At 72.5% G+C, this 11,365-nt stretch carries 13 protein-coding genes; 6 read left to right on the forward strand and 7 right to left on the reverse strand.

What is annotated here, in order from left to right:
- The first annotated feature begins 20 nt into the window (after positions 1–20).
- Both ACF073_RS40700 and hemC read left to right on the forward strand, forming a co-directional pair.
- Positions 21–974, forward strand: coding sequence for an ATP-dependent DNA ligase (locus ACF073_RS40700; protein ID WP_392076609.1), 954 nt, complete (start codon positions 21–23; stop codon positions 972–974).
- Positions 975–992: 18 nt separating this feature from the next.
- Positions 993–1,934 carry a hydroxymethylbilane synthase gene (gene hemC / locus ACF073_RS40705; protein WP_392076597.1) on the forward strand — a complete coding sequence of 314 codons (942 nt, stop codon included), beginning with the start codon at positions 993–995 and terminating at the stop codon, positions 1,932–1,934.
- A 31-nt stretch (positions 1,935–1,965) separates the two neighbouring features.
- Here hemC and ACF073_RS40710 read toward each other — a convergent pair whose 3' ends face one another.
- The 4 genes from ACF073_RS40710 to ACF073_RS40725 all read right to left on the reverse strand — a co-directional run bounded on the left by ACF073_RS40710 (position 1,966) and on the right by ACF073_RS40725 (position 5,007).
- Positions 1,966–2,490 (reverse strand): hypothetical protein, encoded by a 525-nt coding sequence (locus ACF073_RS40710; protein WP_392076598.1) that lies wholly within the window; start codon positions 2,488–2,490, stop codon positions 1,966–1,968.
- A gap of 190 nt (positions 2,491–2,680) precedes the next feature.
- Positions 2,681–3,541, reverse strand: a complete 861-nt coding sequence (locus ACF073_RS40715) for an ABC transporter permease (RefSeq protein ID WP_392076599.1) — start codon at positions 3,539–3,541, stop codon at positions 2,681–2,683.
- A complete protein-coding gene (locus tag ACF073_RS40720; protein WP_392076600.1) occupies positions 3,501–4,466 on the reverse strand; it encodes an ABC transporter ATP-binding protein in 966 nt (321 codons plus the stop codon). Before ACF073_RS40720 ends, ACF073_RS40715 begins: the two co-directional genes overlap by 41 nt.
- A gap of 22 nt (positions 4,467–4,488) precedes the next feature.
- Positions 4,489–5,007 (reverse strand): MarR family winged helix-turn-helix transcriptional regulator, encoded by a 519-nt coding sequence (locus ACF073_RS40725; protein ID WP_392076601.1) that lies wholly within the window; start codon positions 5,005–5,007, stop codon positions 4,489–4,491.
- A gap of 250 nt (positions 5,008–5,257) precedes the next feature.
- On the opposite strand from ACF073_RS40725, the gene ACF073_RS40730 reads away from it, so the two are divergent.
- Entirely contained in the window at positions 5,258–6,049 is a 792-nt protein-coding gene (locus tag ACF073_RS40730; protein WP_392076602.1) for an RNA polymerase sigma factor SigF, read from the forward strand.
- Positions 6,050–6,108: 59 nt separating this feature from the next.
- On the opposite strand, the gene ACF073_RS40735 is transcribed toward ACF073_RS40730, so the two are convergent.
- On the reverse strand, positions 6,109–6,423 hold the full coding sequence (locus tag ACF073_RS40735) for an ANTAR domain-containing protein (protein ID WP_392076603.1): 315 nt from the start codon (positions 6,421–6,423) through the stop codon (positions 6,109–6,111).
- 127 nt (positions 6,424–6,550) lie between these two features.
- Here ACF073_RS40735 and ACF073_RS40740 point away from each other — a divergent pair, with 127 nt between their 5' ends.
- A complete protein-coding gene (locus tag ACF073_RS40740; protein ID WP_392076604.1) occupies positions 6,551–7,360 on the forward strand; it encodes a VOC family protein in 810 nt (269 codons plus the stop codon).
- Between the two features lie 24 nt (positions 7,361–7,384).
- Here the strand turns inward: ACF073_RS40740 and glgX are convergent, their stop codons facing one another.
- A complete protein-coding gene (gene glgX / locus ACF073_RS40745; protein WP_392076605.1) occupies positions 7,385–9,529 on the reverse strand; it encodes a glycogen debranching protein GlgX in 2,145 nt (714 codons plus the stop codon).
- A complete protein-coding gene (locus ACF073_RS40750; RefSeq protein ID WP_392076606.1) occupies positions 9,526–10,038 on the reverse strand; it encodes a pep a2 in 513 nt (170 codons plus the stop codon). Before ACF073_RS40750 ends, glgX begins: the two co-directional genes overlap by 4 nt.
- Positions 10,039–10,343: 305 nt before the next feature.
- Here ACF073_RS40750 and ACF073_RS40755 point away from each other — a divergent pair, with 305 nt between their 5' ends.
- Positions 10,344–10,643: a DUF5133 domain-containing protein gene (locus ACF073_RS40755; protein WP_392076607.1), complete on the forward strand. Its 300-nt coding sequence runs from the start codon at positions 10,344–10,346 to the stop codon at positions 10,641–10,643.
- A 109-nt stretch (positions 10,644–10,752) separates the two neighbouring features.
- The coding region (locus tag ACF073_RS40760) for a maltotransferase domain-containing protein (RefSeq protein ID WP_392076608.1) at positions 10,753–11,365 on the forward strand (613 nt) is incomplete at its 3' end.

Below are 11,365 nucleotides of genomic sequence, written 5' to 3' on the forward strand. Positions count from 1 at the left end.
CCCTGCCGCTCATCCCGCCGATGCTCGCCACCCCCGGCACCCTGCCGCCCGCCGCCCAGGACGCCCGCTGGGCGTACGAGACCAAGCAGGACGGCCAGCGGGTGATGGTCTACCTGCCCGGTGACGGCAGCGTCCTGCTGCGCGCCCGCTCCGGCGAGGACATCACCGGGGCCTACCCCGAACTGCGGCCGCTCGGCACGGCCCTCGGCGGCACACCCGCCGTACTGGACGGCGAGGTGCTGGCCCTGGACGAGCGGGGCCGGGCCGACTTCCAGCTGCTCCAGGGCCGGATGGGGCTCGCGCACTCCCCCGGGCGCGCGGCCCGCCGGGCCGCCCTGGTGCCGGTGCACCTGGTGCTGTTCGACGTGCCCTACCTGGCGGAGCCCCTGGTACGGCAGCCCTACGCACGGCGCCGGGCACTGCTGGCGGAGCTGGGACTCGCCGGACCGTTCTGGTCGACGCCGGGCGCCGTGACCGGGCACGGCGCGGAGGCGCTGCGCGCGACCCGGGAGCACGGCCTGGAGGGCCTGGTGTGCAAGCGGCTGGACTCGGTGTACGAGCCGGGGGTGCGCTCCCGCGCCTGGATCAAGATCCGGAACATGCGCGCCGAGGACGTGATCGTCGGCGGCTGGCTGCCCGGCAAGGGCCGGCTGAGCGGGCTGCCCGGCGCGGTGCTGGCCGGCCAGCGCGCCGGGGGGCGGCTGCGGTACGTCGGCGGGGTGGGCACCGGCTGGAGCGAGGCCGAGCGCGCCCGGCTGGCGGAACTGCTGCGGGAGGCGGCGAGCGACCGCTGCCCCTTCGACCCCGTCCCGCGCGTCCCGGGCGCCCGCTGGGTGCTGCCCCGGCTGGTGGGCGAGGTCAGCTACAGCACCCGGACCCGGGCCGGGCTGCTGCGCCAGCCGTCCTGGCTGCGGCTGCGCCCCGACCTCACCCCCGAGGAGTCGGCGGCCGACGTGCCCGAGGAGTCCGCGTGAGGCTCCGGGGTCTATCGTGTGCGCATGCCGGTTCCCGAACTGATCCGAATCGTCTCCCGTGACTCACCCATGGCCCTGGCCCAAGTCGAGCGGGTCCGCGCCGAGTTGGCGGTGCTGCACCCGGGTGTGCGCACCGCGGTCGTACCGGTGAAGACCACCGGCGACAAGTGGCTCGGCGATCTGTCCCAGGTCGAGGGCAAGGGGGCGTTCACCAAGGAGGTGGACGCCGCTCTGCTGGCCGGGGAGGCGGATCTCGCGGTGCACTGCGTCAAGGACGTGCCCGCCGACCGGCCGCTGCCCGCCGGGACGGTGTTCGCCGCGTTCCTGAAGCGGGACGACATCCGCGACGCGCTGGTGCACCCGGGCGGACGCACCCTGGACGAGCTGGCGCCCGGCACCCGGATCGGCACCTCGTCGGTGCGTCGGATCGCCCAACTGGCCGCCACGCACCCGCATCTGGAGTGCGTGCCGTTCCGCGGCAACGCCAACCGCCGGCTGGAGAAGCTGGCCGCGGGCGAGGCCGACGCGCTGCTGCTCGCGGTGTCCGGCCTCGAACGCATCGGCCGGCAGGACGTGATCAGCGAGGTGCTGTCCCCGGAGGCGATGATGCCGCCGATCGGCGCGGGCATCCTCGCCCTGCAGTGCCGCGAGGACGACACGGATCTGATCGACGCGGTCAGCGGGCTCGGCGACCCGGACACCTACCGGGAGGCCACGGCCGAGCGGATGTTCCTGCACGTCCTCCAGGGACACTGCAACAGCCCGATCGCCGGGTACGCGCGCGTGGACCGCGGCGGTGAACTCTCCCTGCGGGCCTGTGTCTTCACCCCGGACGGCAAGACCCGGCTGAACGCCCACGAGTGGGCGGGCCGGCTCGATCCGGCGACGCTCGGCACCTCGGTCGCGGTGGCGCTGCTGCGGCAGGGCGCGCGGGAGATCATCGACGGCATCCCGCACTGACCCTCTGCGAGGCGGGCCGCCCCGGCCCGCCTCAGGCGGTGCCGGGCTCCGTCTGGTCCCTCAGGAAGGCACTGACCTGGTGGGCCAGACTGCCCTGCCCGGTACCCGCGGGCGCGGCCGGCGCGGACGGCTCCAGGACACCGATGCCGCCCGCCCACATCCGGCGGTCGGCCCAGTCCTCGTCCACCCGCAGCTGCACCTGCACGTCCACATGGCTGAGGGCGGCCTCGGGCGCGGCGGCGTAGAGCACGGCGGTGGCCCGGCGCAGCGGATAGACGTCGAAGCCCTCGATGAACTGGGAGCTGCGCCAGTCGATGAAGGCGCCCTCCCCGTCCGGGCCGACGCGGACGTCGATCTGACCGTCCTCCAGATGGATGCCGTAGTGCTGCGCGCCGCGGTTCTCGACGGTCACCCGGAGGGTGAAGTACGACAGCCCGGCCGCGGCGTCGTCCCGTCCGCGCGGCGGCTCGGCCGCCGCCAGGCGGTGGACGCGGACCCGCAGACCGGCATGCTCCTCGTACTCCTGCCAGTCACCGACCACGTTCGGCTCGTACACAGTGCCCCTCTCGACCTTCGAGAGCTGCTGTCTATCTGTGCGCTCAGCGCACTGTCAAATGAGCAGAATGCGCTGTGGCCAGGGGATTCACCCCCTTTGATCGCTGATCAAGCGCTGCCCAGGAAGAATCGTCACGCGGCCCGTCCCGGCGGGGAGCGGGGGCGTGCCGTACATCACGTCGACGGCAAGATCAGCGGGCCAGGCGGCCGAGGAGCGCGGAGGCCGCGGTGATGCCGAGCCCGGCGGCCACGACCAGGACGGCGAAGTCGGCGGCGAGATGCGCGGGCGTACCGAGCAGCAGACCGCGCAGGGCGTCGACCTGGTAGCTGAGCGGGTTCACCTTGCTGACGGCCTGGAGCCAGCCCGGCATCACCGAGACGGGGTACAGGGCGTTGGAACCGAAGAACAGCGGCATGGTGATCGCCTGTCCGATGCCCATCAGCCGGTCGCGGCTGAGCACGATCCCCGCGATGGTCATGGACAGACAGGAGAAGAACACGGAGGCGAGGACCACCGCGGCGGCGACGCCGAGCAGCTTGAGCGGGTTCCAGGTGAGGGCCACGCCGAGCAGCGCGGCGATGACGATCACGACGACCGCCTGGATCAGCGACTTCACCCCGGCCGCGAACGCCTTGCCGGTGATCAGGGCCGAGCGCGGGGTCGGCGTGACCAGCAGCTTGTTCAGGATGCCGGCGTCCCGCTCCCAGATGATCTGGATGCCGTAGAAGATCGCGATGAACATCGCCGACTGGGCGATGATGCCGGGCGCCAGATAGTCGATGTACGGGATCCCGCCGGTGGGTATCGCCCGGATCCGGGTGAAGGTCTGACCGAAGATCAGCAGCCACAGGGCGGGCTGGACCGCACGGGTGTACAGCTCGGTGCGGTCGTGGCGCAGCTTCTGCAGTTCGACCGTGCACATGGCGATCACCCGGGCGGGCAGCAGCCGCCAGCCGGCGCGTGGCACGGGCGGGGTGAGCAGCAGGGCGCCGGCCCGCCCGGGAGCGAGGTCAGCCGACCCGGTTGGCGGTGCGGCGGGTGCTTCGGACATCGCGGAAACCTCCTCCGGAGTGGTCGTCGAGGCCGCTGCCGGCGACATCGCGGAAGACGTCCTCCAGCGTGGGCAGGTGGTCGGTGCCCCGGCGCTCGGCGAGGCCCTGCCGCAGCGCGGCCGGGGTGCCGAGGGCACGGATACGGCCGCGGTGCATGAGGCCCACCCGGTCGCAGTACTGGTCGGCCTCGTCCATGTAGTGGGTGGTGACGAGGACGGTCATGCCGGTGGCGGCGCGTACGGAGTTGATGTGGTCCCACACGCCGGTGCGGGCGATCGGGTCCAGACCGATGGTGGGCTCGTCGAGGATCAGCAGCCGGGGCGCGCTGACCAGGGCCTGGGCGAGTTCGAGGCGGCGGATCATGCCGCCGGAGTAGGTGCCGGCGAGCCGGTGGGCGGCGTCGGAGAGGCCGACGGCGTCCAGGGCCTGGGTGACGCGTGCGGCGCGCTCGCGGCGCGGCACGTCGAAGACCCGGGCGAACAGGGCGACGTTCTCCCGGCCGGTGAGCCCGCTGTCGGCGGACAGCTGCTGCGGGACGTAGCCGAGCAGCCGGCGCACCGCCATGCGCTCACGGGCGGCGTCGTGGCCGAAGACGCGGACCATGCCGGCGGGCACGGGCAGCAGGGTGGTGACGCAGCGGATGGCGGTGGTCTTGCCGGCGCCGTTGGGTCCCAGCAGCCCGAACACCTCGCCCTCGTGGACGGCCAGATCGAGCCCGTCGACGGCACGGGTGTCGCCGAAGGCGTAGGCGAGCCGGGTGCAGGCGACGGCCTGGCCCGGGGCGTCGGCGGGGCCTGGGGCGGCCTGGGCACCAGCGGCGTCGGCGGGACCGGGGGCTGCCTGGGCAGCGGCGGGGGCCGCGGGACCGGGAGCCGCCTCGGCGGCGCCGGAGGTCCCGGGTGCGCCCGGGGTGTCGCTCGTCATGGTTGCTCGCCCTCCCTGGTGCTCATGTCTCGCCGGACGTCCCGGGCGCCCGGGCCGGCCCGGACCCTTCGGGTCCCTCGGCCTCCTCGGTCTCCTCGGTCTCCTCGTGCAGCATCACGGCCAGCCGGTGCAGTGCCGGCAGAGCCGCCCGCAGCGCCTCCTGGTCGGCCTCTCCGAGCCCGGAGACCTGCCGGCCCATCAGTTCGGTGCGGCGGCGCCGCCAGTCCCGTAGCCGTCGCTCGGCCGTCTCGGTCAGCAGCAGCCGGGCGGCACGCCGGTCGGCCGGGTCGGTCTCGCGGGCCAGGTGGCCGTCCCGGACGAGCTGGTTGACCAGGGTCGACACGGAGTTGCTCGCCAGGTGCAGCTGCCGGGCCGCGTCCGAGATGCCGATGCCGGGCCGGGACTCGACCAGCCGCAGCAGTTCGATCTCGGCGCCGCGCAGCCGGGGGCCGGTGAGCCCGCCGCGCAGCCGGCGCCGGATCAGCCGCTGGATGCGGACGAGCGAGTCGGCCAGCTCTTCCGGAAAGGTGTCGGCTTCCACTCCTGAAGATTACCTCTGTTACAGAGGTATCGCGCCAAGAGGCGGTCAAGGGACACCACCCCGCCCCATATACGCCGCTATGCCTTTTTTGTTTTGATACGTCCATCAGAGGGAATGGGAACCACTGTGCTTCGGACAGGAGGCACAGCCGTGGGAGCCGGCCCTGCCGGACGCCCCCGTGTCCCTCCTCAGGTCCGAGCGCGCCTCCCGCGGTGTCTGTCCATGCAGCACCTGTCGAAAGAGGTGCGCGATGCGTCCCACTGGCACCACGAAGCCCCATCCCCACGACGACGCCCCGGACACGGTCGAGTCCTTCGAACGGCTCGCCCTGCTTTCCGACGGCCCCGAGCGCCAGGCGCTCAGGGACGAACTGGTCCGGCTGTGGCTGCCCATGGCCGAGCGGATCGCCGTACGCTTCCGCGGCCGCGGCGAGGCCCTCGAGGACCTGTACCAGGTGGCCGCGCTGGGGCTGGTCAAGGCCGTCGACCACTACGACCCCGCCCGCGGCCGGGCCTTCGAGGCGTACGCGGTGCCGACCATCACCGGCGAGATCAAGCGCCACTTCCGGGACCACATGTGGACCCTGCACGTGCCCCGCCGGGTCCAGGACCTGCGCAACCGGGTCCGGGTCGCCCTCAAGGAGCTGGCGCAGACCACGTCGGGGCGGGCGCCCACCGTCGCAGAGATCGCCGAGTACACCCGGCTCACCGAGGACGAGGTGCGCACCGGCATGGAGGCTCTGGAGTGCTTCTCCGCGCTGTCCCTGGACGCCGAGGTGGCCGGCACGGACGGCTACGCCCTCGGCGACTCCCTGGGCGAGTCGGACCCGGGCTTCGACCTCGTCGTGGACCGGGCGGCGGTCAGCCCCTGTCTCGCCGCACTGCCCGAGCGCGAACGCACCATCCTCTACCTGCGGTTCTTCCGCGGTATGACGCAGAGCCGCATCGCCGAGCAGCTCGGCATCTCGCAGATGCACGTCTCGCGGCTGCTCAGCGGCTGCTTCGACCGGCTGCGCGAGGAACTGCTCGCGGAGGCCCGGTGACCGGGGCCAGGTAGCGGGCCGGCGGGGCGCGCGCCGGGAGGCCGGACGCGCCGCCGCCGCTATGTTCCTTCCGTCCCCGGCACCTGCGCGGGGCCGTAGCGGTCCAGGGCGTCCTCCAGCTCCGCGCTGATCTCGGCCGGGATGTCGCCGCACCGCCCCCAGATCAGGATCAGCTCCGCTATGTGGCGCAGCTTGATGTTGGTGTGCTGGGAGACCTCCTTCAGCACCTGCCACCCCTGGTCCGGGGTGACCCGGCCGAGGGCCACCATCATGCCGATCGCCTGGTCCACGACCGCGTGCGAGAACAGAGCCTCCTTCAGCTGGTCGACCTCCGCCTGCAGCGCGGCCACCCGGTCCGGCTCGCTCTCTCCCATCACTCCATCGTGCGCAGGCGCCTTGACCCCTGCCACCCGGGGTACTCGACAGGCACTCCACCCCTTCCCGGTTGGACACTGGTGCAGACCGGTGGCCGCCCGGCCCCGAGAGCAGGACGCGACTGCCATGAATCACGACACGCCCGCCGGCGGTGGACCGCGCAGGAACGACGTCGTCTCCACCCACTCCGTCTTCGGAGCGCCGTGCTGGGTAAGCCTGACCAGCCGTGATCTCCAGGCCACCCAGGAGTTCTACTCGGCCCTCTTCGGCTGGCGCTGGCGCGGCGCGAAGCTCGGCGAACACTTCCGGATCGCCCTGGCGAACGGGGTCCCGGTGGCCGGGATCGCCGCCGTCGCCTCGATGTGGCAGATGGCGGTGGCCTGGACGCCGTACTTCGCCGTGCCGGACGCCGACATCGCCGTGGCCCGGGCCCGTGAGCGCGGTGGCACGGCGGCGGTCGGGCCGCTGTCCTTCCCGCCCGGCCGCGCGGCCCTGCTCGCCGACCGGGACGGGGCCACCTTCGGGATCTGGCAGGGCGAGCTGGTGGGCAACTGGGAGGCATGGCGGCAGGCGGCCCCGACCTTCGTACGGCTGCACACCCGGGACGCCTTCGACGCGGCGATCTTCTACGGCGAGATCCTCGACTGGGCGACCGGCCAGCCGGGCTGCTGCGAGGTGGAGTACGAGGGCGGCGAGGTGGTGCTGCGCAGCCGGGGTGACATCGTGGCGCGCATCGACTCGGGCGCGGTGGGGGCGGCCCCTGACCCCTCGGTGCGTCCGCACTGGCAGGTCCACTTCGCGGTGAGCGATGTGACCGGATGCGTCCGCGCGGCGGAGAAGCACGGCGGCAGCGTGCTGCGCGAGGGAGAGACCGAGGCGATCCTGCGCGACCCGGACGGGGCCCAGTTCACGGTCACCTCGCACCGCGGCCGCTGAGGGCACGGGCCCCGCCCGGCCCCGCTACTTCGCCGACCGCGACGGGCGGGACAGCAGGACCAGGCCGCGCGCCTCCACGCGAAGCCGGGTGCCGGCCTTGCGTTCGCGCTCGTCGGGGATGCCGTCGGGCTCGGCGGTGTCGACCAGGGTGGCCCAGCGCTCGCCGAAGGACTCGTCGGGCAGCCGGAAGTCGACCGGCTCCCAGTAGCCGTTGACGAGCAGCAGGAACGAGTCGTCGGTCATACGGCGGCCGTAGGGATCGCGTTCTGCGATGGCGTCGCCGTTGAGGAACACGCCGACCGAGTGCGCGTCCTCGCGCTGCCAGTCCCGGGCGGTCATCTCGCGGGCGTCGGGCCGCAGCCACATCAGGTCGGGCAGCGGCTGCTCGGCGTTGGTCGCGGTCTCGCCGCGGAAGAAGCGGCGCCGGCGCAGCACCGGGTGCGCGGCGCGCAGGGCGATCAGGTGCCGGGTGAAGTCGGTCAGGCCGCGCTGCTCGTCGGTCAGCTCCCAGTCCACCCAGGACAGGGCGTTGTCCTGGCAGTAGGCGTTGTTGTTGCCCCGCTGGGTGCGGCCGAGTTCGTCGCCGTGGCAGAGCATCGGGATGCCCTGGGAGAGCAGCAGCGTGGCCAGCAGGTTGCGCTGCTGGCGGGCGCGGAGCTCCAGCACGGCCGGGTCGTCGGTCTCGCCCTCCGCCCCGCAGTTCCAGGACCGGTTGTGACTCTCGCCGTCCCGGTTGTCCTCGCCGTTGGCCTCGTTGTGCTTGTCGTTGTACGACACCAGGTCGCGCAGCGTGAATCCGTCGTGCGCGGTGACGAAGTTGACGCTGGCGCGCGGCCGGCGTCTGCTGTGCTGGTACAGGTCGGACGAGCCGGTGAGCCGGGAGGCGAACTCGCCGAGCGCGCCGGGCTCGGCCCGCCAGAAGTCCCGTACGGCGTCCCGGTACTTGCCGTTCCACTCCGACCACAGCGGCGGGAAGTTGCCCACCTGGTAGCCGCCCTCGCCGACGTCCCACGGCTCGGCGATCAGCTTGACCCGGCTGATCACCGGGTCCTGCTGGATCAGGTCGAAGAACGCCGAGAGCCGGTCCACCTCGTGGAACTGCCGGGCCAGGGTGGCCGCGAGGTCGAACCGGAAGCCGTCGACATGCATCTCGGTGACCCAGTACCGCAGCGAGTCCATGATCAGCTGGAGTACGTAGGGGTGCCGCATCAGCAGGCTGTTGCCGGTGCCGGTGGTGTCGTAGTAGTGCCCCCAGTCGCCGTCCACCAGACGGTAGTAGGAGGCGTTGTCGATGCCCCGGAACGACAGGGTGGGGCCCCGCTCGTTGCCCTCGGCCGTGTGGTTGTAGACCACGTCGAGGATGACTTCGAGACCGGCCGCGTGCAGGGCCTTCACCATGGCCTTGAACTCGTTGACCTGCTGGCCGCGGGTGCCGAAGGCGGCGTAGGCGTTGTGCGGGGCGAAGAATCCGATGGTGTTGTAGCCCCAGTAGTTGGACAGGCCGCGGTCCCGGAGCACACCGTCCTGGGCGAACTGGTGCACCGGCATCAGCTCCACCGCGGTCACACCGAGCGAGGTGAGGTGCTCCAGCACGGCGGGGTGCGCGAGTCCCGCGTAGGTGCCGCGCAGCCCCTCGGGGACGTCCGGGTGGACGCGGGTGAGGCCGCGGACATGGGCCTCGTAGATCACCGACGCGGCGTACGGCGTCCTGGGCGGACGGTCGTCGCCCCAGTCGAAGAACGGGTCGGTGACCACGCCCAGCATGGAGTGGCCTGCGCTGTCGGCCGGGGCGGGTCCGTCGGGGGCGCGCTCGTACAGGGAGGCGTGGTTGTCGATCTGGCCGTCCACGGCTCGGGCGTACGGGTCGAGCAGCAGCTTCGCCGGGTTGCAGCGGTGGCCCACGGACGGCTGCCAGGGTCCGTGGACGCGGTAGCCGTAGCGCTGGCCGGGGCCGACACCGGGCAGGTAGGCGTGCCACACGAAGCCGTCGACCTCGTACAGCGGGACGGCCGTGCCGGTGCCCGCGTCGTCGACCAGGATCAGCTCGACACGCTCGGCGACCTCGCTGAACAGCGCGAAGTTGGTGCCCTGTCCGTCGAACACGGCACCCAACGGGTAGGGGTGCCCGCTCCATACGGGCACCCCTTTCCGGTCCTGCTGTGCGGTCACCGGCTGCCTTCCAGTACGTCGTCCCGGGCGGGCGCTGAGCCCGCGAGCACGGCCACGGGTTCCTCGCGCGGCACCCGCAGGCCCGTCCGCAGGGTCGGCGCCGGCGCGACGGGGACCAGCGGGACGCGCTGGCCGGCCCGGGCGCGCTGCGAGAACCAGATGACCTTGCTACCGGTCTCGGTCGCGCAGCACCCCCAGCCGTCGCTCATCGCGGCGATGTCCGCGAGGCAGGACCGCAGCTCCTGGTCCGGGCGCAGATCCGGGTCGTCGTCACCGAAGGCCGTGATGAGGTGCTGGCCGTTCCACCACATCTCGATCGAGGTGTGCTTGTCCGTCGCATGCGCGTCGATCGCCCGCAACAGCAGTTCGGCGCCTCGGCAGACGGGGTCCGTGAGGTTCTCGAGGTCCCAGTAGTGGAGATGGGCGGCCAGGATGCGGCTGACCTGTCCCACCCGTTCCGGGCTGACTTCCACGTCGAGGTGGTAGTAGCAGGGCACTGCGGTCTTCATCGTCGCTTTGCTCCTCACCGGCGAAGCTGTCGCTCCCCTCGCCCCGTCCGGGAGGGATCCCGGAACACATAGCGTGAGTGCTGATCGCTTCTGAGTCACCTCCACGGTGCGGTCACTACGCCATTCGTGCAACACGAGAGGACGACACCCGCACTGATTGAAGTTCCAACAAGACGCTGCGTCGCCACGCGTGCACCATAAGTGAAAGCCTCGATCGCCGTAACGGTCCCGCGCCTCTCCGTGCGCGGACACCACCCGACCGCCGGGAACGCGCCCAGTCGAGAGCGTGGAGGGTGAAGAGGGCCATGCTGCTACCCGCCAAGGCCGAAGTGGCCCGGCAGTTGCGGCGTTACCGGGCGTGGGAGCGCGTCATGCTCGCCGCGCCGCACGACCGCGCGGTCCGGGCCACCTTCGAGGACTCGGGTTACACCCTGTGCGTACTGATGGGCAAGCGCTGTGCCCGCGAGGCAGCGGACGCAGCCGAGCGCTATCTGCGCACGAACCTGGTCACCTACCTGCGCGAGCAGGACGGGAGGCCGCAGTCGCGCCGGACGGCGAGAAGAGCGCCGCCACCGGAGCGGCGTTCCACGGCGCCAAGGCCCTGACCTGGCACCGTACAAGGCGTTCCCCTCGGGACCGGCAGGCGCCGGCTCGACCATCGGATCGCGAAGCCGGGCCGGGTGCCCGGCTTCGCGCACGGCGGAGGTGAGATTCATGCCCAGGACCCCGGCCATCGGCCGTGTACCGGTACGCGACGTCCGGCCGGCCGTGGAGTGCGGCAAGCGCCCGGCGAAAGCGGTGGCCGGGGAGACGTTCGAGGTCACGGCCACCGTGTTCCGGGAAGGGCACGACGCCGTCGGCGCGAACGTGGTCCTGCGCGATCCGAAGGGCCGCCGCGGCCCGTGGACGCCGATGCGGGAACTCGCGGAGGGCAGCGACCGCTGGGGCGCGGAGATCACCCCGGACGTGACGGGCCGCTGGACGTTCCGCGTCGAGGCCTGGAGCCATCCGCTGGCGACCTGGCGGCACACCATGTCCGTGAAGGTGCCGGCCGGGATCGATGTCGGCCTGGTCCTGGAGGAGGGCGCGCTGCTGTACGAGCGGGCCGCCGCCGGTGTGCCCAAGGGGCCCGAGCGCGATCTGGTCCTGGCGGCCGCGCGGGACCTCGGCGACGACTCCCTCGCGGTGGCCGGCCGGCTGCGGACCGCGCTCTCCCCCGAGGTGGACGCGCTGCTGGCCCGGTATCCGTTGCGGGAGCTGGTCACGGTCTCGGACGCGATGCCGCTGCTGGTGGAGCGGGAGCGCGCCCTGTACGGCTCCTGGTACG

It is taken from the genome of Streptomyces sp. NPDC015171 (assembly GCF_043079545.1).
Classification (GTDB): domain Bacteria; phylum Actinomycetota; class Actinomycetes; order Streptomycetales; family Streptomycetaceae; genus Streptomyces.

Bases quoted from the DNA above. Each gene is read 5' to 3' on its own strand.
- ACF073_RS40740 (WP_392076604.1), top strand. From the start codon at position 6,551: ATGAATCACGACACGCCCGCCGGCGGTGGACCGCGCAGGAACGACGTC.
- ACF073_RS40750 (WP_392076606.1), bottom strand. From the start codon at position 10,038: ATGAAGACCGCAGTGCCCTGCTACTACCACCTCGACGTGGAAGTCAGC.
- ACF073_RS40715 (WP_392076599.1), bottom strand. From the start codon at position 3,541: ATGTCCGAAGCACCCGCCGCACCGCCAACCGGGTCGGCTGACCTCGCT.
- ACF073_RS40720 (WP_392076600.1), bottom strand. From the start codon at position 4,466: ATGACGAGCGACACCCCGGGCGCACCCGGGACCTCCGGCGCCGCCGAG.
- ACF073_RS40700 (WP_392076609.1), top strand. From the start codon at position 21: ATGCTCGCCACCCCCGGCACCCTGCCGCCCGCCGCCCAGGACGCCCGC.
- ACF073_RS40755 (WP_392076607.1), top strand. From the start codon at position 10,344: ATGCTGCTACCCGCCAAGGCCGAAGTGGCCCGGCAGTTGCGGCGTTAC.
- ACF073_RS40735 (WP_392076603.1), bottom strand. From the start codon at position 6,423: ATGGGAGAGAGCGAGCCGGACCGGGTGGCCGCGCTGCAGGCGGAGGTC.
- ACF073_RS40730 (WP_392076602.1), top strand. From the start codon at position 5,258: ATGCGTCCCACTGGCACCACGAAGCCCCATCCCCACGACGACGCCCCG.